The organism is Sphaerisporangium sp. NPDC049003 (assembly GCF_043197795.1).
Lineage (GTDB): Bacteria > Actinomycetota > Actinomycetes > Streptosporangiales > Streptosporangiaceae > Sphaerisporangium.
In genome coordinates this window covers 215,162-234,821 of the sequence record NZ_JBICTU010000012.1, presented here as the reverse complement: position 1 = coordinate 234,821, position 19,660 = coordinate 215,162, and the positions used below count along the sequence as shown (strand labels likewise).

Sequence of the window (19,660 nt, the reverse complement as noted above, 5' to 3'; positions counted from 1 at the left end):
GACTCAAGATCGGTCCAGCGGTTGGAAGTACTCACTCACTCGCGGCTACCAGGCACCGAGTCTGCCCGATCAGCCGACCCGGTAGCTTCCATTAGCGGTACGGCTGCCATCGGGTGGTGAGATCGCGCGCCCTGAAGGTCCGCATGCGGTGTTCCCACTGAGGCCGGATGCCGGGGTTGCTGCGGAGGATGGGAAGCACGCTGGTGACCAGCTTCAGCTCCCGAAGGCGGCGCAGCACCGGGAACCCGTCCCACTCGATGACGTCCACGCCATAGTGCTTGGCCAGCATCGCGTGGTCGTCGGTCACGTAGTCGAGACGGAGCCGCCCGACCGCGACGGGGGCGAGGTCCCACTCGCGCGGCCCGATGGTCGTGCCGTCGAAGTCGCACAGCACCGGGCCGCGAGGGCCCGCGATGAGGTTGCCGATGAACGCGTCCCCGTGGATGACACCCTGCGGCAGCGTGAAGCGCAGCCCCGCGAGCTGCTCCTCGACCTCGTCGCACTCCCCCAGCAGGAACGCGTGGTCGCCCGGGTCGAGGTCCTCCGGCTCGGCCAGGCGCTGGCGGACCTCCTCCATCGGACGCCAGAGCGGCAGGTCGGCGGGCGGGCCGGGAAGCCGGTGCAGGCGCTTGAGCAGGATGGCGAGATCGGCGCCGTCCGGCCGGATCCCCGTCTCGGGGATGTGCTCCCACAGAGTGATCATCTGCCCGTACAGCTGGATGGGCTGCTCCACCCCCGCGAGGAGCCGCACCGCCGGGAAGCCGTGACCGGCCAGCCACCGGGCGACGCGCACCACGGTCTCCGCCCGCTCGCGTGCGGCGGTGGAGCCGGCGATGCGCACGACCACCGGGGCCGTACGCAGCCGGAACACGGCGTTGTTGGTGAACTTGATCAGCTCGGCCCGCCGGGGATCCAGTCCCGTCTCGGCGCAGACCGCGGCGAGGAGTGAGCGGAGGTTCTCGCGGGTCAGCCCGCCGGATGGATCTATGGTCGTGATGCTCATACGATCTGCAGACCCTTGATCCGCCGGCATAGCTCACGCGCGCCCGACTCGTGCCGTCGCTCCGCCGCCGCGTCCCTCAGCGGGGCCAGGCGGTCGATGGTCCGCACCGACCTGATCTGGGCCACCAGTGTGACGGCCTCGTTCCCGTTCTCCAGCCCCTCCTCGACCTCGCCCAGCCGGAGCTGAACCGTCGCCAGTCCTATCAACTCGAACACCTTGCTTCGTGCCATGTTCTGATCTCGGTTCCGTACGCTGTTGGAAAGAAGTGCGGCCGCCTTCGGGAGGTGGCCGGGGTGGGTCTGCGCGAGGCTGGCGTGCGTCATGCCGCTCGCCGCCGCGATGTCGGCGTCCCCGAAGAACCGCACCCAGGCCGGCGCCGTGTCGCGGTCGGCCCGGGCGTACTCGTCGCGAGCCCGGCTGATGGACTTCATGGCGAGCCGCTCGTCCCCCAGCAGGGCGTACGCCCAGGCCTCGTTCGCGCACAGCATGGCGACGGTGAGCTCGCAGCTCGCGTCCTGCGCGCAGATCTGGCCGAGCTGGAAGAACCGCAACGCGTCCTCCACGCGGTCGAGGTGCAGGTGGACGCGCCCCATCCGGTAGAGGATGTTGGCCGCCAGCGACGGGTCCTTGGCGTGCTTGGCCTGTTCCAGGGCGCGAGCGAGGTGCCTGCGCGCGGCGCCGTACAGGCCAACGTCGAAGGAGGTCCAGCCGGCCAGGTTGTGCTGGTCGGCGAGCGCGCGGTGGAGCCGGCGCCCGACCTTCTCCGTGCACGTGGCCTGCAGGAGGTGCTGCGACCAGGCGAGCTGGGCCACCACCGCGTCCCGGCAGACGCCGCCGCCGTAGCGGTAGTCGAGCGCGCGGAGCGACTGGGTGACGGTCTCGACCTGCTCGACCTCCGCGTCCCCGATCTTGGCCGGGACGGGCGTGTCGACGCGCGCCAGCGGCTGGCGCCACTCGTCCACCGTCGCCACCGCCGCGCCGATGGTGACCTGGGCGGCGTGGGCCAGCAGCCGGCGGACCTGCTCGTCCTCGTCGGCGTCGTCCTGGAAGCCGGCGAGCGGGCCCGCCATGGCCTGGGACGCGTCGTCGTAGGCCAGCCCCATGTACCCGCGCGGGACGCCGAGGCCGTCGGCGATGCGCACGAGCACGTCGTACGCCATGACCTGGCGCCCGTTGAGGATCTCGGAGATCTCGGACTGGGACTGGCCCGTCAGCGCCGCGATCCTGCGCTGGGACACCCCGACGCGCTGAAGGAGCAGGTACACCGTGGCGATGTCGCGCACGGCGAGGGCCTGGCGCATCTGGGGTCGTTCCCAGATGGCGAAGCTGATCGCCTGCTCGCTCACATGCGTGACGTTCATGCTGACCTTCCGACCGCCAGTCCGCTGACCGCTCAATTAACCCAGGTCCCAGGGGGTCCCCGAGGGAATAACGGTCGCACCTATCACCCGGGCAGATCGGTTTGGCCAATCGCCGGTAGACCTGGGATGGGTATCGGTGGCACGTCTTACCACCCAGCGCAAACTTCCCTCACCCTGGAATTCACACCCCGGGGGGATCACCGCGCGCTTCCTCCGACTGCTCATCGGTCCAGTATCAACAAGGAGTGATCAGCTCATGCGCGCCGAGCAGCCCGTCCCAAAGGAGGCTCTCCACCACACCGGGGTCCTCGCGGCAGATCGCCGGCCCGGCGACGAGCCACGCGTCCCCTGCCAGGACACCTTCCGCGTACTCGTCACGAGGCTGCGGGCGGGCTCCGCCTCACGCGGCGCCCGTGCGGCCGTGCGCGACGCGCTGGCGGGAGCGGGGGTCACCCCGGACGCGATCGGCGACGCCGAGATCATCGTCGCGGAGCTGGCCGCCAACGCGGAGAAGCACGCGTGCGGCCCGTACGAGCTTCGCATCCACTGCCTGAGCGGCATCCCGATGTGGTGCGAGATGGTGGACGGCCGTCAGGAGCTGGGCGAGATCCCGGCCATGCTGGCCTACCTGCACACGGCCGAGGAGGTCGACCTCGGGCCGTTCGCCGAGAGCGGGCGCGGGCTGTTCCTCGCCCACACGCTCTCCGGGGGCCACTGCTACGCCTATCCCACCACGATGTCCGTGGGGGGTACGGCCGGCAAGGCCGTCGCCTTCGCCCTGCCGACCCCTGGGAGCCGATGACCGTCCGGGCTGACGATGCCTGACTATCGCCGGTGAACGCTTCACGACCTGCGGCGTCGTTCACGATGTCCCGTTCAGGTCGCCGACGCGGGAACTTCACGCTGCGGTGGGCCGGATGTCCGGATCGGGGGAGACGATCCGGAGTATGAGTGCCTCGCGCGCGTCCCGCCTGCTCGCCACCGCGACCCTGGTGATCGTCCCCGCCGTCCACGCCTCGCCCGCCCACGCCGCCTCACCCGCCCATGCCGTGGCCGCCGTCGTGCCGTCGCACGCCGCCGTCGTGCCGTCGCACGCCGCCGTCGTGCCGTCGCGCGCCGGCGCCCTGGCGTGCGACACGCCCGATCTGGCCGTCGCCGCGCCGTACGACACCGTGGACGGCCAGACGCGCGCGGGGACGGTCACGCTCTTCCGCGGGACGTCGAAGGAGACGGTGCTCTCGCAGGGCACCTCCGGGATCGCGGACACGCCCGAGCGCGGCGACTCGTTCGGGTCCGCAGTCGTCCGGGGCGACTTCAACGGGGACGGCTGCGCCGACCTCGCGATCGGCGCGTCGGAGGAGTTCGCGGGCACTCCGGTGCCGGACGGCGCCGACGGCAACGGCATCGTGCACCTCATGTACGGCACGGCCCACGGGCTGAAGCCCGCGGGCACGCTCGACGTGACCCGGCTCGGCCGGGACAGGGACACCGACCGGTTCGGGGCGGCTTTGGCCGCCGGGGACCTCGACGGCGACGGGGACGACGAGCTGGTGGTCGGCATCCCCGGGCTGGACGAGGGTGGCGGAGCCGGGGTCTTCGGCCTGAACGGGCGCAAGCCGTACGGCAGGGGAACCCTCATCACCCAGGCGACGTCATGGGTGGCGCAGGACCACTCCGAGACCGACCAGTTCGGCGCCGCCGTCGCGGTCGGCGACTTCGACGGCGACGGGAAGGCCGAGCTCGCGGTGGGCGCTCCCGGCGACACCGTCGGCACCACCACGGGAGGCGGCTCGGTGACGATCGCCGACCTCCGGGCGAGGCAGGCGGGCGTCTACACCCAGAACAGCCCCGGCGTGTCCGGCGAGGCCGAGAAGTACGACGCCTTCGGCGCGACGCTCGCCGCCGGGGACTTCGACCATGACGGCCGCGACGACCTGGCCGTCGGCGTCCCCGGAGAGGGCCTGGACGCCTTCCAGGACGGGCCGATGTACGGCAACGGCGGCGTGCACGTCCTTTACGGGACGGGCCGGGGGCTCACCGCCATCGGCAGCGAGTTCTGGTCGCGCAGGACCAAGGGCATCCGGGGCACCAGCCTGAACACCGACCGGCTCGGCTCGGCGCTCGCCGCAGGGGACCTCAACGGGGACGGCGACGCGGAGCTGGCCATCGGGCTTCCCGGCAGTGGCATGGTCCTGGTGCTCGCCGGCACCCGTACGGGCGGGCTGACGGCGCGGCACCACGTGATCGTCAGGGGGAGGAAGGGCCACCCCGGCGACCTGTACGGCTCGACGGTCGCGATCACCGGCTCCGGCCTGGTCGTCGGCGCCCCGGGCGCGGGACGCGTCACGCTGATCCCCTCCAGCGTGAGGAAGGGGTCCTACACCGGGCTGCGCCCGGCGGACGCCCGCCTGCTGACGGGAGACGCGGGCGGCCTCTTCGGCTTCGCCGTCGCCCCCTGAACGGATCGCTCCTGCCCGGCTCCACCCTGCGATTCCCCTCCACGCCTGGACGAGGCTCCTCCCCTGGATCAAGCTCTTCCCTTGGATGAGTTTCCGCCCTTGGATGAGGCTCCACCCCGACGACAAGAGAGGTGAGATCGGCCGCCCACGGGACTCGGGCCGGTCAGGTGAGGACGCGTTCCCCCGCCGGGATCGTGAAGGTCGCCGCGGTCTTGGCCGGGGCGCCCCTGCGGCTGATGTAGTCGAGCGTCCGGAAGTCGGCCTTCAGCTCCTCCGGCGTGGCCGTGCACATGATGTAGCCCCGGCGCTCGTTGACGAACCTCAGCCGCGGGTTCTCGGCGAGAAGCGCCGCGTCCCTGGCCGGGTCGTGGTAGCCGTCTCCGTCGCTGGAGATGGACGTGCTCACGAGCTCCACCCCGACCCGTTCGGCTTCGGGGTCGTCGAAGTCCGCCACGAGATCGGCGGCCGAGGCCACGTGGGCGTCGCCCGTCAGCACGACCGGGTTGCCCGCCCCCGAGGAGGAGAGCGCGCCGAGCAGCCGGTCGCGCTCGGCCGGGTAGCCGTCCCAGGCGTCGACGTTCAGCTCCCTGCCGGGGCCGAGGTGGTAGTCGCGCTGGCCCACGATGATCTGCTGGGCGATGAGGTCCCAGGTGCCGGGCGAGGAGCGCAGGCCCCCGGCCAGCCACTTCAGCTGGTCGTCCCCCAGCATGACCCGCTCCTGGCCGAGGCGCTCGTCGCAGCCCGACCGCATCCCGTCGTCGCACGGCTGGTGGTCGCGGAACTGGCGGGTGTCGAGCATGTGGAAGGTCGCCAGCGAGCCCCACTCGATCCTTCGGTTGATCTTGATGTGCGTGCCGCGGGCGACGGCGGACCTGCGCAGGGGCATGTGCTCGTAGTAGGCCTGGAATCCGGCCGCCTTGCGGGCCGCGAAGCCCGGGACGAGCGTGCCGGGGTTGTCGCCGGCCCAGTTGTTCTCGACCTCGTGGTCGTCGAAGATGACGACCCACGGGCTCTTCCTGTGGGCGAACTGCAGGTCGGGGTCGGTCTTGTACTGCGCGTGCCGCACCCGGTAGTCGGCCAGCGTCTGCAGCTTGCCGCCCGCGTGGCGCCGCACGTTGCCGTCCGCCGCCGTGTAGACGCCGCCGGAGTACTCGTAGATGTAGTCGCCCAGGTGGACCACCAGGTCGGGGTCCTGCTCGGCCATCCGGCGGTAGGCCGTGTAGTAGCCGTGCTCGTACTGCGCGCACGACACGGCCGCGAAACTGAGGGAGTTCGCCGTGGTCGGCGCGGTACGGGTGCGTCCCACCCGCGAGAGATGACCGTTCGCCCGGAACCGGTAGAAGTACTCCCGTCCCGGCTGGAGTCCCTCGACCTCCACGTGGACCGTGTGCGCGGACCCGGCGCGTGCGGTCGCCGTACCGGTGCGCACCACCTGGCGGAACCGCTCGTCGGCGGCGACCTGCCAGTCCACCTCGACGTCGCGGCCCGGCATGCCGCCGTGGCCGTCCTCGGCGAGGGGGGCGGGCGCGAGACGGGTCCACAGCACGAATCCGTCCGCCGCCGGGTCGCCGGAGGCGATTCCCAGCGTGAACGGATCCGGTGCGGTACGGCCCGCGCGCGCGGGCGCGAGCCACGAAGCGGGGGTGGACGCGCCGGCCGAAGCGGGCAGGATCAGGCTCCCTGCTCCCGCGGCGGCGGCGATCATGAACACTCTGCGTGAGGGGTTCTGCTCCACGACTCAAGTGCAGGCGGCCCGGCTGACCTGCGGGCGAGGTCGTGATGTCGTCCACGTGAACAGCTGCGGGACAGGCAAGCGGATTACCCACCGTGGCTGAACGCCCGCCGACGCCGAGGCGACCGTTTACGGCACGCCAGGCGAAGTTCGCGGGCGGGCGGGGGGACGCCCCGGCGGTCAGGACACTTTGCGTCTGCCGTACAGCGAGGAGGCGAGCAGGACCCCGATGATGGCGAGGACGATCTGGATGATCAGCTCGATCCAGTCGATGCCCTTGGTGTTGGCGACCCCGAGACCGCCGGCGATCGCCGTGCCGATGAGGGCCGCGACGATACCGATCAGGATGGTCAGCCAGATCGGGATGTTCTGCCGGCCGGGGATGAGGAGCCGCGCGAGCACGCCGATCACCAGGCCGACGATGATCGCGCTGATAATGCCGGTGACATGCATCTTCACCCTCCGTTATTCGGTTGTCATCCGTATTCCCACGAGACGGGCGATCGATACGTCACCGCAGGTCAGACGAGTGAAATATGGTAAATGACGCTTTTCGCCATGTCCGGAGAATGGTATTTCATTATGAACCGGTCAGTACCGTCTCCAGGTCCCCGCGCAACGATCCGGCGTCACGGAAATGGACGGCGGCCATTCCCGCCGACTCCGCGCCGTTGACGTTCACCAGGCGGTCGTCGACGAACACGAAGTCCGCCGGCCGGGCGCCGAGCCCCGCCGCCACCCTCAGGTAGATCTCCGCGTCGGGCTTCACCAGGCCCATGTGGCCGCTGTAGAAACGGGCGTTCATGCTCTGGATCCACGGCAGTCGCTCGATGCCGTCGGCGAGGCAGATCGGGGCGTTCGACAGCAGCGCCACCGGGCGGCCGGAGGCCCTGAGCTCCGAGAGGATCGCCACGGTGTCCTCGTTGGCATGCGACCAGCTCTCGACGTCGAGCGTGACCAGGCGCTCGACCTCGGCGCCGCGCACCGGCCGTTCGAGCACCTCCGACCAGTAAGCGCCGGGCGTCAGCGCGCCCCGGTCGAAATCGAGCCGGTGCTGCCAGTAGCCCTGCCAGAAGCGGCCCGGCTCGATGCCCGAAGCCTCCGCCAGGCGCCCGCGATCGGCCTCCGGCTGGGCGTGGGACAGCACTTCCCCGTAGTCGAACAGCACCCATTTCATGATCGCGATATTACCGAACGTCAGGCCTTGAGGAAGGGCTCCACGTACTCGTTCACGGCCCCGCAGCCCAGGTAGTTGCGCACCGTGTGGAAGTCCGCCCAGTCGATGTTGACCTTCTCGTCGCGGGTCACCCCGTCGAAACGGCTCTTCAGCGTCCCCGGGATGGCGGCGATGTCGTCCTTGTCGGCGATGTTCACCCATCGGCCCACGCCGCGGGGGCACCTGCCGCGCCCCGCCTGGGGCAACGGCTGGAGCCGCTCGAAGACGACCCCGCGCATCGCCAGCGGGCTGCCGAGCGTGATGAGCAGCTCGACCGACAGATCGGGATGCGCCCACAGCGCCTCGTACGCCACTACGCTGCCCAGCGAGTGGGCGATGACCACCTTGGGCCGGTTGCGGCGGATCGCGTCGGCCACGGCGTCCCGCGACCGGACCCTCGCGGCGGCGTCGGCACTGGCGAAGTAGGCCGCGACCTCCGGGCAGAAGTCCTCGGCGAAGCTCGTGGCGTGCGGGCCGAGTTTCATGAGCAGCCATTCGGCGACGCGGTGGATCACCCCGGTGAGCGTCTCGCCCGCGAAGCTCCCCGCACCGCCCATCTGCCTCATCCAGTCGGCCAGCACGAGCTGGGAGGCCGAGTCCATCATCCGCAGGTCGCGCTTGGCCGCCGGGGGAGTCTCCTTGCGGAGCAGGTGGGCGTAGTACGCCACCTCACTGACGTAGGACTGCCCGGTGTACGGAGCGCCGCCCGCCAGCCCGGCGTGCAGGTAACGGTCCCACTTGGCGCGCATGGCGTCCGCCGCCCCCGTGGCCGAGCCCGCGGCCTGGAAGTAGCGGTACTTGCCGATGCCGTGAACCCCCACGATCGCGGTCACCGCACGGCCTCCCAGGGTCGCTGACGTACTCGGCTCCGCGGGTACGGCCGAGGTTCGAGAACACTTCGGGAACAGGGACACTTTGCCCGAGCCTGACGATCACCACAAGGCGGCGCACTAGCACGGCACAAGACAGTCGCCTGCCGGGAAGAGAGGCTCACAAGCGGGTCACAAGCCCTACGAGAGCGGCGATGCCGAACAAATAGGTTGATCGGTGGTGGGACCTTGCGGTTACCCTGGGGGAATGCCTGGTCCGCCTCACGTCCGCGGCTCGGTCTCCATCCCGGAGGCCGAGCTCAGCTGGCGTTTCTCCCGTTCCTCCGGGCCGGGCGGCCAGGGCGTGAACACCACCGACAGCCGCGTCGAGCTGAGCTTCGACCTCGCGGCCACGACCGCCCTCCCGCAGCCGCTCAAGGACCGCGCGCTGGAGCGGCTGAGCTCGCGGCTCGTCGACGGGGTGATCACGATCGCCGCCTCGGAGTACCGCTCACAGCTCCGCAACCGCGAGGCCGCCAAGCTCCGGCTGACGCATCTGATCGACCAGGCCATCGCTCCCCCGCCGAAGAAGCGCCGGGCGACCAAGCCCTCCCGCCGCGCGGTCGAGCGCCGCCTGACGGCCAAGAAGCACCGCTCCGACGTCAAGCGCCTGCGCCGCGGCGACGAAGGCTGATCCCCCGTCCTGGTCCGAGGGTCAGACGCGGCGGTCCTCCATCTCCCAGATGTGGTCGATCACGTGCCAGGCGATCCGCCGCGCGGCGTACCGGGCGGGCCACCCGCCGGGCACGAGCGGCGAGCCGTCGGAGGGCTTGCTCAGCACCTCGGCGATCTCGTCGCGCATCGCGGCCCGCGCCGTGTGGTCTCCGGGAGGGAACGGCCGGTGCCGCACCCCGATCTTGCGCGCGTACGACCGCTCGGCCTCGATCACGTGCGCCACCATCTTGTCGCGGTCCCTGCCGCCGCCGCGCGGGCCCTTGCGAAGCTCTTCGGGCGAGACGGCCGCCACCTCGTCGAAGACCTCCCAGGCGGCCCGCACGAGCGCGGTGTCGCGTTCGGCGACCGCGGCGTCCACCGCCTGCGCGTCGACGGCGGGGATCGCCGAGGGGGCGCCGAAGTCGGTGGTGGTGTCACCGGGAGCCCGCTCCACCACGGTGAACGCGTCCGGCTCGAAGGGCAGCCCGGCCCGCTCGGCGATCACACGGTAGCGCGGCACGTACTCCGACAGGGCCTCGATCGCGCCCTCGTCCCCCTTGGCGACGCGGCACCACCCCGGCCAGTCGTACGCGCAGGCGAACACCCTCTTGGCCCCGATTTCCAGATATATGTCGGTCATATAGGCATACTCCCCATAAAACCTGACAGAACGCGGCAGCTATTCGACCAGTTCCACGAGGTCGGCCACGGACCGCACCACGCGGGAGGGCCGGAACGGGTAGCGGTCGATCTGGTCCCTGGTGGTCACCCCGGTGAGCACGAGGATCGTGTGCAGCCCGGCCTCCATGCCGGACACGATGTCGGTGTCCATCCGGTCGCCGATCATCGCGGTGCTCTCGCTGTGGCCGTCGATGGCGTTCAGCGCGCTGCGCATCATCATCGGGTTCGGCTTGCCCACGAAGTACGGCTCGACGCCCGTCGCCTTGGTGATCATCGCGGCGACCGCCCCGCAGGCGGGCAGGGATCCCTCGTTGGACGGGCCCACGGCGTCGGGGTTGGTCGCGATGAAGCGGGCCCCGGCGTCGATGAGCCGGATCGCGCGCGTTATCGCCGTGAAGCTGTAGGTGCGGGTCTCGCCCAGCACGACGTAGTCGGGGTCGATGTCGGTCAGGACGTACCCCGACTCGTGCAGGGCCGTGGTCAGCCCCGCCTCGCCGATCACGTACGCCGAGCCCCCGGGACGCTGGTCGTCGAGGAACCTCGCCGTGGCCAGCGCCGAGGTCCAGATCGCCTCGGGAGGCACCTCAAGGCCGGCGCCTCGCAGCCGCACGGACAGGTCACGGGGCGTGTAGATGGAGTTGTTGGTCAGCACGAGGAACCGTTTGCCCAGGTCACGAAGCCTGCGGATGAACTCGTCGGCTCCGGGCACGGGGCTTCCCTCGTGGACGAGGACACCGTCCATGTCGGACAGCCAGCACTCGATCGGCTTGCGCTCGTCCACCGTTCCCCCGCGTTCGACGCCTTGGCTCACGAAACCAGGATGACAGGTGTACGGGCGACATCCGACCGGTCACCTCATCGTGCGCACTACGCCCGGGGAGCCATCGCCTCCAGCGTCTCCTCCGCGCGGCGCAGGGACGCGGCCGGGTCCGCGTCCGGGGAGCTGATCTCGGGGTCGAAGTTGAGGTCGTGGAACAGCTCGGTCACCCCCGCGGCCCCCAGCGCCTCGATGTCCAACCGGATCTCCTCCGGGGATCCGGTCAGCATCGGCCGGTCGGGCAGGCCGGCCTCGCGCAGCCTGGTGACGCCCCTGACGATGAACCTCAGCGCGCCGGGATCGCGCCCGGCGGCCCGAGCCGCGTCCTTTACAATGTAGATCTGGTCGTGGATGGATGGCAGGTCGGCGCGGCTGGAGCTGATCCAGCCGTCGGCGAGCTGCCCGGCGCGCCTGAGCGCCACCTCGGCGGTCCCCCCGAGCAGCACGGGCGGCGGCGCGGGCCTCGGCTTCGGGTCCTGGTGGGACGGCGGGATCTCGTAGAACTCCCCCTTGTGGGAGATGATGTCCTCGGTCCAGAGCCGCCGCAGGACCTGGAGGTACTCCACCGCCCTGCGCCCGCGGCTCTCGATGGGCACGCCCGAGGCGACGAACTCCTCGGGAAGCCAGCCGAGGCCGAGACCCGCGTCGAGCCGCCCGCCGGTGACGTCCTGCAGGGTGGCGAGCTGCTTGGCCAGCAGCACCGGGGAGAAGAACGGCATGTTGAGCACCGCGACGCCGAGCCGGACGCGGCTGGTGACGCCCGCGAGGAACGACAGCGTCACGATGGGATCCCGCACGCTGCGGTAGACGGGCCCCATCGGATGGCCCACCGGGTACAGCAGCCGCTGGAAGGCCCAGAGCGAGTCGTAGCCGAGCTCCTCCGCGCGCCGCGCGACCAGGAGCATGTTGGCGGGCGTCGCCCACGAGCCCGAGACCGGTACCCCGAAGCCAATCCTCATGACGTCCACCCTATGGCCACGCCCGTAGATTGGACCGGTGACCGTGCGGTGCGGAGAAGTGTCGGCGACCCCCCTGACCGAGCGACTGGCCGAGATCGCGCGAGCCTCGGCGCCAGGGGCAGCGCGGCCTGCCGGGGACGTGAGAGTGCTGAAGGACACCGGCGTGACGGTGGTCCGTGCCGGCGACGTCGTGGCGAAGGCCCATCCGGCGGGCACCGGCGAGGCGGACCTGACGGCCCGCCTGCGTGCGGCCGGCGCGCTTCCCGGGGTGCTGCTGCCGCCGCTGGACCAGCGGGTACGACGCGCCGGGGACCGGCTGGTCACGGTGTGGCCGGCGGGCGAGCCGGTGGACCCGGCCGATCCGGAGGCGGCCCCCTGGGAGGCCGCGGCCGAACTGCTCGCCCGGCTGCACGCGGTCCCCGCCGACGGCCTCATTCCGCCGCACGCCGGCCCGGCGGACGCCCTCGTCCTGCCTCCCGCGGGCGGACCGGCCAGGCTGCTCGCGGCCCTCGCCCGGCTCGACGACCTCACCGCCGGCACCGGGGACGGCCGGTACGCGGCCCCTGCGGGCGTCATCCGGGAGGCGTACCTGTCCCTGCCCTCCGGCGTGGCCGGCGCGCGGCCCGGCGCCGGGCTGCTGACGCATGGCGACTGGCATCTCGGCCAGATCGTCCGCTACCAGGGCGCGTGGCTCCTCATCGATGTCGACGACCTCGGCGCCGGGACCCCGTCGTGGGATCTGGCCCGGCCCGCCGCCTGGTTCGCGACCGGGTTCCTGTCCCCCGATCTGTGGCGGCGGTTCCTGTCGGCCTACCTCGGCGCGGGCGGATCCGCCGTGTCCCACGGCGATCCGTGGCGGGAACTCGATGTACCGGCCCGCGCGTTGACGATCCAGTTGGCGGCCACCGCGGTGGCGTCGGCGCGCACCGAGGGCCGTCCTCTGGACGATGTGGAGCAGGACCTCGTCTCCTCCTGCGGGAGGATCATCCGCGCCGCCGCGCCGCAGTAAGGTCGTCTGAGGCCACTCTAAGGAGACCGACTCGATGCGTTGCCCGAAGTGCCAGGGTTCCATGCGGACCTACGACCGCAACGGTGTCCACATTGAGCAGTGCGACAACTGCCGCGGCATCTTCCTGGACTACGGAGAGCTCGAAACCCTGTCCCGGGTCGAGAGCCAGTGGGCCCAGCAGCAGTACTCCGCCCCGCCGCCGCCACCGCAGCACGGCGGACCGGCCTGGGGCGTGCCGCACCACGGGGGTCACCGCGGTCACCACCAGCGCAGCTGGGTGGGCATGCTCTTCTCCAGCTAGACACCCGTCCAGGATCGGGTGCCGGGTGACCGGTCGTCCCACGACCGGTCACCGCCCTCACGCCGGGAAGCTGTCGGGGTCGACCTCGTCGGTCTTGGCGTTGCCGCCCACGACCGACTGCAGCGTGATCGTCCAGGTGCTGTACTGGATCATGGTGGCGCTGCGGACCGTCCTGAACTTCACCGTGTCCTCGAACCGCTTGAACGAGCAGTTTCGCGTGAACGACCGCGTCCCCTTGTCCCAGTCGGCGCCCCCGGTGAAGAACACCTTGTACGTGCCGTCCGGCACGCCCTTGACGGTGGCCTTGCGACCCTTGCGGACGTAGAAGCTCGTCACCTTCGTCTTGCCGCGGACCAGGGTGATGACGGCGTCGGACCCCCCGCCGTTGTCGACGGTCAGGCGGCCGTTGCCGTTGCGGTCGCCCGCGCGGAGGAACGCGCCGTTGGCCGGGCGGCGGTTGAGCTCCTTGGGCGTCTTCAGCTTCACGATGTCCGCCGGGTAGTCGCCCTTGGCCGCGAGGTCGCCCCCCGCCGTCTTGGTGGCGCCGAACCCCTCGGCCTTGCCGAGCCGGGCGAGGACGGCCGAGGACGTGCACACCTTCCGGCCGCCGACCGAATCGCGCAGGCCGCCGAGGTCGCTTTCGAGCCCGCGCAGCGCGGCGACGAAGTCCGCGTGCTCGGCCGCGACCTCGGCGGGAGGCGTCACCGTCCCGAGCTTCTCGGCCGCGTCGGTGACCGCGCTCTCGGCACGTTCGAGCCGCTGGTTCAGCGACTTCAGTGACCGGGACTTGGCCAGCCCGCCGAGGGAGGAACCGACCGGCCCGGCGGCGGCCGTGAGGGCCGCGCGGTACTCCTCGGGGGAGGAGCCTGCCGGGGCGCTCGACGACGGCGTCCCATCGGCCGTGCCGCCGCCCGTGGAGGCGTCAGGCGAGGGTCGCGAGGGGTCGCCGACGGAGCTGCACGCGGCGAGGACGAAGGTCATGGCAAGCGCGGCGGGAAACCATCGGGGGACGATCATCTGGTCGATGATCGGGGAGACCCGTGAACGTGTCAAGGCGGCCGTCACCGCAGCGTCAGGGACAAGTCACCTGATCAGCCACACAACAGGTCGTAATTCCTACTCGACCGGACGGAAGACGAGCAGGGAGCGGGGGCGTTTGCGGAGGACCACCGCGCCGGGGGCGGTGAAGGTCTCGCCGTCCCTCGCCAGCCGCACCTCGGCCTCGGAACCCGACGGGGAGGCCACGTGCACGGTGTCCGCCCGCCACTGAAGATAGTGGCGCGACAGCCCCACCCCGCCGAGGATCGTGCTCACCATGGCGCGCAGGCGCGGCAGCCGCGAGGCGGCCGTCAGCAGCCGGATGTCGAGCACTCCGTCCTCCAGCCGGTCCCTGCGGGTCGGGGCGACGCCACGCGACTCGTACGCGCAGTTGCCCGCGAACAGGAGCCAGACCCTGCGCCGCACGCCGTCGACCACCATCTCGCCGGGACGTCGGTTGTGCATGAGCACGTCGGCCATGGCCAGCACCAGGGCGGGCCACTTCCCGATCTTCCCCTCCCAGTCCTCCCGGCGGTCGACGACCAGGGGGTAGATGCCGAGGCTCGCCGTGTTGAGGAAGACCCGCCCGGCGACCTCGCCGACGTCCACCGCGACCACGTGCCCGGAACGGTACGCGTCGGCGGCCTCCTGGATGGTCTCCATGCCGAGCGTGCGGGCGAAGTGGTCGAGCGTGCCGGCGGGGATGGGCAGCAGCGGGACGCCGTGCTCCAGCGCCGCCTGCGCCCCGCAGTTCATCGTCCCGTCGCCGCCCGCGACGGCGAGCACCCTGGCACGTCCGGCGGCGTCCTGGAGGCGCTTCATCAGGTCGTCCCCCGGCTCCGCCTCGATGACCTCGGCCTTGGGCAGCGCCCTGCGTACGGCGGCGGCCGTGCTCGGGTCGCGCCCCGCCGCGTTGTTGACCACGGCCACCACCCCCTCGCCGTCGGGGTCGAGGTCGTACGGCGGGGCGGTCATGGCGACGCGGGCCTCGCCGATGACGGTCTGGCCCGGCCAGAGGCGCTTGGTCACCAGCGCCGCCGTCACGCCGAGCGCCATCCCGGCGAGCACGTCGCCGGGATAGTGGACACCTGTGTAGACGCGGGAGAAGCAGACCGCCCCCGCCGTCACGGCGACGGGCACGGCCACCCGCGCCGGCGCCTCCATCGCCACGGCCGTGGCGAACGCCGCCGCGGACGCGGAGTGGCCCGACGGGAACGAGTGCGAGGACGGGATCCTGCCGAGGCGCGCCAGCGGGAAGTCCACGATGGACGGCCGCGCGCGGGCGAACGCCTGCTTGCCCAGCAGGTTGACCACGGGGCTCGCCAGGCTGACCGCCAGGAGCCCGCGCGTGGCGGCGCGGCGCATCCGCCTGCGCCCGGTGAACGCCAGGCCGCCCGCGACGGCGGCCCACAGCAGGGAGTTGTCGGCGGCCCGCGACAAGCGGGGGATCACGTGGTCGAACCCGGGCAGGTGCGCGGCGGCCACCGACCTGAACAGCCGCCGGTCGAGCTCGCCGAACCGCTTCTTGATCCGCATGACGTTGTCCGTGGCCTTCCGCATGCCTTCGTTAGTGCCCAGGGAATCCGCGGCCAGTCACCCTCCGTGGAGATCGGCCCGACCCGTCCGCGCATGTCGGCGCGTGTCCCGGCCTCGCATGTCGGCGCGTGTCCCGGCCTTGGCGCCCGCCACCCTCCCGCGCCTCGCGTACCGCCCGCGTCAGGGAAGCGGGCGGCGGCCCTGGAAGCCCAGATCGCTCCGGTGGTACCAGCCGAGCGCGGTCTCGCCCTCGATCCAGCACAGGCGGACCGACACCCCGCCGAGGAAGGACGGGAAGTCCACGAGCACCGGCGCGATGCCCTTGACCTCGATGCCCTGCTCGCCGAACCAGCTGAGGACCTCGGCCACGCGCGCCTGCAGGCCCTTCGCCTCGGGGATGCCCCCGAGCGCGGACCGTCCGGCGGTGCTCAGATCGTGGCTGAGCTCGGCCAGATCGGCGCGGATGGCGACGACCTCGTCGACCCTTTCCCGTACGAGCGGCATGAGGCTCCGCGCCTCGTCCACCGTGAAGGTCCTGTCCACAACCGGAACGCTATCCCCCGCCGGGGCGGGGCGCGTCACCGCCGAGCGCGTCGCGGAGCACCTCGTCGACGTCGAGCTCCAGGACCCACGCGTCCTGGCTCCCGCACGGGTGACGCCGTCGCGCCGGGACGCCCGCGCGCTCGTCCCGCACCCGGCTGAAGGCGGCGCTGAAGAACCTCTCCTCCCCCACGACGCGGCACAGCCCGATCACCCTGGCGTACAGGAGCTGGGGCTCCCCGGGTTCCGACCCCGACCCCGGTCCGGAGCCTGGGCCTGGGGTCGAACCTGGGCCTGAACCCGGCCCGGGGCCCTCGTCCGGGACGGTGCCCGGGTCGCGCTCGGGGGGTGGCGTGCGATACCCCCCGAGCGCTCGGGCCACGGCCTCAGAAAGCACCGGATCACTGCTCACGCCCACCTCCCGTTACCAACTGTGTCGCCATGGTGACATCGATGGGTCTGACCGGAGGCCGGAAGCCTCCGGGAGGGAGAGATTTCTTCTACCGCGGATCACGTCCGTAGGCAGAGGAGTAAGTCTCCGGATCGCGGTTCAGGCGGGCCGGTCACGCGGGCAGGTCACGCGGGCAGGTCACGCGGGCAGGCGGGTGAGGTGGACGCGCCTGGCCTCGTCGATCAGGCGCAGGTAGTCGCCGAGCTGCTCCTTGGTGTCCAGCCTCGCCCGGTCCCTGATCAGTTCCTCCAGCCGGTCGAGCCACTCAAGGCACCAGAGGAGGTCCTCGGCGCGGGCCACCCGCCGGCCGCGCACGTCCACGTAGACCGGGCTGGTGTGCGCGAACACCTCGGTGAACAGCGATCGCGGATGGGGGCCGCCCTCGGCGAGGGCGACGACGTAGGTCGGCGCGCCGACGACGAACTCCGCCGTGAGCTCGCCGGGCGGGCCCTCGGCCAGCACGCCGTCCGCCGTGCGGATCGACAGCCGCTCCACCTCCGGACCGATGACCCGGACGGTGACCCTAACCCGGTCGCCGGGAAGGCGGTCGATCGTGTCCCCCGGCTCGTGACCGTCCACGGTGAGCTCGACGAACGGCCCCGTGGTCGCGAACGTGCGCCCGCGCCGCACGGCCTCGGCGTAGGAGGCGGCGGTCAGCGGCCCCTCCACCTTGGCGTACGTCCGCTCCCAGCCGAGCGGGCTCGCCACCATCTCCATCCGCTGCCGGGTGAACGACAGCATCGAGTCGGTGCCCGCGACGGCGGCCAGGCGGTTGCCCGCGCCGAGCAGCCGCCGGTACACCGCCGACGATCCGGCGGCCGAGGAGAAGTGCAGCACCTCCATGCTGTCGACCAGGCCGAGCGCGGCGTCGACCACCGCCATCCGCGCCGAGCACTGCCGCCGTCCGGTACCGATGACATCGCCAGGGGTCTCGACGGGCGAGTGGAAGGAGTGGGCGTAGCCGACGATCGCGCCGAGACCCCGGAGCTCCTCGCACGCCACGCTCGTGGGCGGCCAGTCGGGGGCGCCGGCGAACCCGCTGTGGTAGCGGCCCGGCGGGGCGGTCATCCCGAAGGCGTGGAGGTGCCCGAGCAGGTCGTCGCGGTACTCGACGCCCATGCGGGCGACGTGGGTCGCGTCCGACCACGGCAGGTCCTCGCCCGCCCAGTGCTCCAGCGCCTCCCGGTCGAAGACGCGCCCGCCGGAGACGTTGGCGGCGAGCAGGTTGAGCACGTGCAGGTCCTCGCCGTGCTGCATGGCCGCCGCCATGGCCGGGGTGGCCACGAGGTCCCCGGCGAAGTTGAGGTGCACGTGCAGGTCCCCGCCGTACCATCCCTTGGCCGCCGCGTCGTGGATCCGCGCCGGGGCCGACTCGACCAGGGTCTCGCCCGAGGGCGTCACGACCGTCTCGGCGAAGCCGTACTCCATCCCCCGCGCCACCCGGACGGTCAGCGGTTCGGCGGGCACGTCGAGCACGATGTCGTCGCCGTGGAAGTACGGCAGGCCGTGATGGTCGCGCCGCTCGGGCGCGCCGCCGGGGTACCAGCCCTGGCCGTCGGCGCTCCACACGCTCCACCGGCACGGGAACCCGGCGCGCACCCGGAGCCGCGCCCGTGGGGCGATGCGGGTCAGCCCGGACAGCTCGACCCGCTCGGGGCCGGCGGTCACCTCGGTCGAGGTGTCCATCTCGACCAGGTGCGCCCCGCCGGCGGCGACGCGGTACGCCCGCCCGCCGACGCCGACCTCCGCGGCCGTCGCACGGCCGTTGTCGATCAGCAGCGTCAGCGGGGCGGGCGCCCCGCCGTCCGGTTCGAGGACGGTACGCGGCCGGACGTCCAGCCGGTGTCCTTCGGCCGTCAGCCGCAGCACGGCGAGGCCCTCGGGCGGTGGCTCCCCGCCGAGCGCGTCCCTGAGCACCTCGTCGAAGTCCAGCTCGCGCGCGAGGACCTCGTGCTCGGCGTCGGTGCCGTCCGGGTGCTCGGCTCGTACCCGGGCGTAGGCGGCCCGGAAGAACGCCTCGTCACCGACGAACCGTGAGGGCTCATCGCCCTGACGTAGTCGATCGGGGGCTCTCCCCAGGTCATGCCATGCTCGGCCAGCGCCGCGCGGTACTCCCCAAGCGCCCCGGCCACGGCCTGAGGAAGCATCGGATCGTCGTTCATTCAGGTCCTCCCGTAACCCCGTTACGCCGCAATGGTCACACCTTGGGGAGGTTTACGGCGCCCGGAGGCCCGGGACCGGGTGAGGTTTCTTCCCACCTCGGATCGTGAATGTATTCAGCCGACGGCTGTCGTTCGACCTCGCGTATCAGTTCCCGGGCCGGGGGCGGCCGTCATGGGAGATCACCAGCACCTGCTCCGGATGGGGGTGGGCGTTCGCGTACCTCAGGAGCGATTCCAGGGCGCCTGTGCCGGGGCGCTCGGCTTCGGACGCGGTGGAAAGCGGGATCTCCCCCTGAAAGCGGTGGAAGAGATCCTGGTCTTCCAGGTTCTGGAGGGCGTAGTTCCTCCAGCCAGGGACGGGATCGCCTTCCCTGGCCTGCAGTCCCATGACCGAGTACCCCAAGGGGGCGAAAACGCGGTGCAGTCCCACGACGGTGGCTCCCGTACCGAATCCACAGACCACGTGCCGGATTCCGGGCCAATTCGCGCGGACCTCCCGCAGCAGACGCGACCCCCACAGCTCCACGCAGCCCACCAGCTCCACGTTGGTGAACTGCTTCGGCCAGAACCAGCCCGCCTGCTCGTACCGCAGGCAGATCTCGCCGGCCTCCTCAAGGCTCGTGATCGTCCGCACCTGGCCGCGGAAGCCGCGGCTCACGAGATGATCGCGGCCGGAGGCGTCCGTGACGGCGACGGTCGGCAGTCCTCTCTTCCTCCCGAACAGGTCGAGGGCGAGCGCGGTCGACGAACCGGAGATCTCGACGAATCCCCGCACGTCTTCCGGGACCACCGCGAGGCAATGCTCGTACGTGAGGTCTTTGAGGCTTCCCGATTCGCACATCCCACCCCAGAGCACGGCGGGGCCGTTCACG

At 71.6% G+C, this 19,660-nt stretch carries 21 protein-coding genes; 6 read left to right on the top strand and 15 right to left on the bottom strand.

Annotated elements, in window-relative coordinates; genetic code table 11:
• Positions 1-91: 91 nt before the first annotated feature.
• Both ACGFIV_RS15700 and ACGFIV_RS15695 read right to left on the bottom strand, forming a co-directional pair.
• Positions 92-1,003: a phosphotransferase enzyme family protein gene (locus ACGFIV_RS15700; protein WP_392835359.1), complete on the bottom strand. Its 912-nt coding sequence runs from the start codon at positions 1,001-1,003 to the stop codon at positions 92-94.
• Positions 1,000-2,364, bottom strand: coding sequence for a helix-turn-helix domain-containing protein (locus ACGFIV_RS15695; protein WP_392835356.1), 1,365 nt, complete (start codon positions 2,362-2,364; stop codon positions 1,000-1,002). The genes ACGFIV_RS15700 and ACGFIV_RS15695 overlap by 4 nt, the downstream gene beginning before the upstream one ends.
• 256 nt (positions 2,365-2,620) lie before the next feature.
• Between ACGFIV_RS15695 and ACGFIV_RS15690 the strand changes: the two genes are divergently transcribed.
• Both ACGFIV_RS15690 and ACGFIV_RS15685 read left to right on the top strand, forming a co-directional pair.
• A complete protein-coding gene (locus ACGFIV_RS15690; protein ID WP_358556504.1) occupies positions 2,621-3,166 on the top strand; it encodes an ATP-binding protein in 546 nt (181 codons plus the stop codon).
• 145 nt (positions 3,167-3,311) lie between these two features.
• A complete protein-coding gene (locus tag ACGFIV_RS15685) occupies positions 3,312-4,823 on the top strand; it encodes an FG-GAP repeat protein (RefSeq protein ID WP_392835352.1) in 1,512 nt (503 codons plus the stop codon).
• 163 nt (positions 4,824-4,986) lie between these two features.
• Here the strand turns inward: ACGFIV_RS15685 and ACGFIV_RS15680 are convergent, their stop codons facing one another.
• The 4 genes from ACGFIV_RS15680 to ACGFIV_RS15665 all read right to left on the bottom strand — a co-directional run bounded on the left by ACGFIV_RS15680 (position 4,987) and on the right by ACGFIV_RS15665 (position 8,604).
• Positions 4,987-6,558 (bottom strand): alkaline phosphatase D family protein, encoded by a 1,572-nt coding sequence (locus ACGFIV_RS15680; RefSeq protein ID WP_392835349.1) that lies wholly within the window; start codon positions 6,556-6,558, stop codon positions 4,987-4,989.
• Between the two features lie 177 nt (positions 6,559-6,735).
• The gene (locus ACGFIV_RS15675) at positions 6,736-7,008 is read right to left on the bottom strand and encodes a GlsB/YeaQ/YmgE family stress response membrane protein (protein ID WP_358560250.1); all 273 of its coding nucleotides are present in this window, start codon (positions 7,006-7,008) and stop codon (positions 6,736-6,738) included.
• 127 nt (positions 7,009-7,135) lie between these two features.
• The gene (locus ACGFIV_RS15670) at positions 7,136-7,732 is read right to left on the bottom strand and encodes an HAD family phosphatase (RefSeq protein WP_358560252.1); all 597 of its coding nucleotides are present in this window, start codon (positions 7,730-7,732) and stop codon (positions 7,136-7,138) included.
• A 20-nt stretch (positions 7,733-7,752) separates the two neighbouring features.
• Positions 7,753-8,604, bottom strand: a complete 852-nt coding sequence (locus tag ACGFIV_RS15665; protein ID WP_358560254.1) for a hypothetical protein — start codon at positions 8,602-8,604, stop codon at positions 7,753-7,755.
• 244 nt (positions 8,605-8,848) lie between these two features.
• Between ACGFIV_RS15665 and arfB the strand changes: the two genes are divergently transcribed.
• Positions 8,849-9,274 (top strand): alternative ribosome rescue aminoacyl-tRNA hydrolase ArfB, encoded by a 426-nt coding sequence (gene arfB, locus ACGFIV_RS15660; protein WP_358560256.1) that lies wholly within the window; start codon positions 8,849-8,851, stop codon positions 9,272-9,274.
• A gap of 21 nt (positions 9,275-9,295) precedes the next feature.
• Here the strand turns inward: arfB and ACGFIV_RS15655 are convergent, their stop codons facing one another.
• The 3 genes from ACGFIV_RS15655 to ACGFIV_RS15645 all read right to left on the bottom strand — a co-directional run bounded on the left by ACGFIV_RS15655 (position 9,296) and on the right by ACGFIV_RS15645 (position 11,751).
• Positions 9,296-9,934, bottom strand: a complete 639-nt coding sequence (locus ACGFIV_RS15655; RefSeq protein ID WP_358560258.1) for a hypothetical protein — start codon at positions 9,932-9,934, stop codon at positions 9,296-9,298.
• 39 nt (positions 9,935-9,973) lie between these two features.
• Positions 9,974-10,717 carry an HAD-IIA family hydrolase gene (locus ACGFIV_RS15650; RefSeq protein ID WP_358560266.1) on the bottom strand — a complete coding sequence of 248 codons (744 nt, stop codon included), beginning with the start codon at positions 10,715-10,717 and terminating at the stop codon, positions 9,974-9,976.
• Positions 10,718-10,842: 125 nt separating this feature from the next.
• Positions 10,843-11,751, bottom strand: a complete 909-nt coding sequence (locus ACGFIV_RS15645) for a TIGR03619 family F420-dependent LLM class oxidoreductase (RefSeq protein WP_358560260.1) — start codon at positions 11,749-11,751, stop codon at positions 10,843-10,845.
• A 58-nt stretch (positions 11,752-11,809) separates the two neighbouring features.
• On the opposite strand from ACGFIV_RS15645, the gene ACGFIV_RS15640 reads away from it, so the two are divergent.
• Both ACGFIV_RS15640 and ACGFIV_RS15635 read left to right on the top strand, forming a co-directional pair.
• On the top strand, positions 11,810-12,760 hold the full coding sequence (locus ACGFIV_RS15640) for a phosphotransferase family protein (protein ID WP_392835342.1): 951 nt from the start codon (positions 11,810-11,812) through the stop codon (positions 12,758-12,760).
• A gap of 34 nt (positions 12,761-12,794) precedes the next feature.
• Positions 12,795-13,061 carry a zf-TFIIB domain-containing protein gene (locus ACGFIV_RS15635; protein WP_358560264.1) on the top strand — a complete coding sequence of 89 codons (267 nt, stop codon included), beginning with the start codon at positions 12,795-12,797 and terminating at the stop codon, positions 13,059-13,061.
• 57 nt (positions 13,062-13,118) lie between these two features.
• Here ACGFIV_RS15635 and ACGFIV_RS15630 read toward each other — a convergent pair whose 3' ends face one another.
• The 5 genes from ACGFIV_RS15630 to ACGFIV_RS15610 all read right to left on the bottom strand — a co-directional run bounded on the left by ACGFIV_RS15630 (position 13,119) and on the right by ACGFIV_RS15610 (position 18,495).
• Positions 13,119-14,078 carry a hypothetical protein gene (locus ACGFIV_RS15630; RefSeq protein WP_392835339.1) on the bottom strand — a complete coding sequence of 320 codons (960 nt, stop codon included), beginning with the start codon at positions 14,076-14,078 and terminating at the stop codon, positions 13,119-13,121.
• A gap of 99 nt (positions 14,079-14,177) precedes the next feature.
• A complete protein-coding gene (locus ACGFIV_RS15625) occupies positions 14,178-15,659 on the bottom strand; it encodes a bifunctional phosphatase PAP2/diacylglycerol kinase family protein (RefSeq protein ID WP_392835336.1) in 1,482 nt (493 codons plus the stop codon).
• A 156-nt stretch (positions 15,660-15,815) separates the two neighbouring features.
• The gene (locus ACGFIV_RS15620) at positions 15,816-16,178 is read right to left on the bottom strand and encodes a DUF2203 domain-containing protein (protein WP_358561673.1); all 363 of its coding nucleotides are present in this window, start codon (positions 16,176-16,178) and stop codon (positions 15,816-15,818) included.
• A 10-nt stretch (positions 16,179-16,188) separates the two neighbouring features.
• Positions 16,189-16,587, bottom strand: coding sequence for a hypothetical protein (locus ACGFIV_RS15615; protein WP_358561676.1), 399 nt, complete (start codon positions 16,585-16,587; stop codon positions 16,189-16,191).
• 177 nt (positions 16,588-16,764) lie between these two features.
• Positions 16,765-18,495, bottom strand: a complete 1,731-nt coding sequence (locus ACGFIV_RS15610; RefSeq protein WP_392835332.1) for a CehA/McbA family metallohydrolase — start codon at positions 18,493-18,495, stop codon at positions 16,765-16,767.
• On the opposite strand from ACGFIV_RS15610, the gene ACGFIV_RS15605 reads away from it, so the two are divergent.
• Positions 18,469-18,663, top strand: coding sequence for a hypothetical protein (locus ACGFIV_RS15605; RefSeq protein WP_392835329.1), 195 nt, complete (start codon positions 18,469-18,471; stop codon positions 18,661-18,663). The genes ACGFIV_RS15610 and ACGFIV_RS15605 overlap by 27 nt on opposite strands.
• 270 nt (positions 18,664-18,933) lie before the next feature.
• Here the strand turns inward: ACGFIV_RS15605 and ACGFIV_RS15600 are convergent, their stop codons facing one another.
• Positions 18,934-19,659, bottom strand: a complete 726-nt coding sequence (locus ACGFIV_RS15600) for a pyridoxal-phosphate dependent enzyme (protein WP_392835326.1) — start codon at positions 19,657-19,659, stop codon at positions 18,934-18,936.
• Position 19,660: the final 1 nt, after the last annotated feature.

Bases quoted from the DNA above. Each gene is read 5' to 3' on its own strand.
- ACGFIV_RS15700 (WP_392835359.1), bottom strand. From the start codon at position 1,003: ATGAGCATCACGACCATAGATCCATCCGGCGGGCTGACCCGCGAGAAC.
- ACGFIV_RS15695 (WP_392835356.1), bottom strand. From the start codon at position 2,364: ATGAACGTCACGCATGTGAGCGAGCAGGCGATCAGCTTCGCCATCTGG.
- ACGFIV_RS15690 (WP_358556504.1), top strand. From the start codon at position 2,621: ATGCGCGCCGAGCAGCCCGTCCCAAAGGAGGCTCTCCACCACACCGGG.
- ACGFIV_RS15685 (WP_392835352.1), top strand. From the start codon at position 3,312: ATGAGTGCCTCGCGCGCGTCCCGCCTGCTCGCCACCGCGACCCTGGTG.
- ACGFIV_RS15675 (WP_358560250.1), bottom strand. From the start codon at position 7,008: ATGCATGTCACCGGCATTATCAGCGCGATCATCGTCGGCCTGGTGATC.
- ACGFIV_RS15670 (WP_358560252.1), bottom strand. From the start codon at position 7,732: ATGAAATGGGTGCTGTTCGACTACGGGGAAGTGCTGTCCCACGCCCAG.
- arfB (WP_358560256.1), top strand. From the start codon at position 8,849: ATGCCTGGTCCGCCTCACGTCCGCGGCTCGGTCTCCATCCCGGAGGCC.
- ACGFIV_RS15655 (WP_358560258.1), bottom strand. From the start codon at position 9,934: ATGACCGACATATATCTGGAAATCGGGGCCAAGAGGGTGTTCGCCTGC.
- ACGFIV_RS15650 (WP_358560266.1), bottom strand. From the start codon at position 10,717: ATGGACGGTGTCCTCGTCCACGAGGGAAGCCCCGTGCCCGGAGCCGAC.
- ACGFIV_RS15645 (WP_358560260.1), bottom strand. From the start codon at position 11,751: ATGAGGATTGGCTTCGGGGTACCGGTCTCGGGCTCGTGGGCGACGCCC.
- ACGFIV_RS15635 (WP_358560264.1), top strand. From the start codon at position 12,795: ATGCGTTGCCCGAAGTGCCAGGGTTCCATGCGGACCTACGACCGCAAC.
- ACGFIV_RS15630 (WP_392835339.1), bottom strand. From the start codon at position 14,078: ATGATCGTCCCCCGATGGTTTCCCGCCGCGCTTGCCATGACCTTCGTC.
- ACGFIV_RS15625 (WP_392835336.1), bottom strand. From the start codon at position 15,659: ATGCGGAAGGCCACGGACAACGTCATGCGGATCAAGAAGCGGTTCGGC.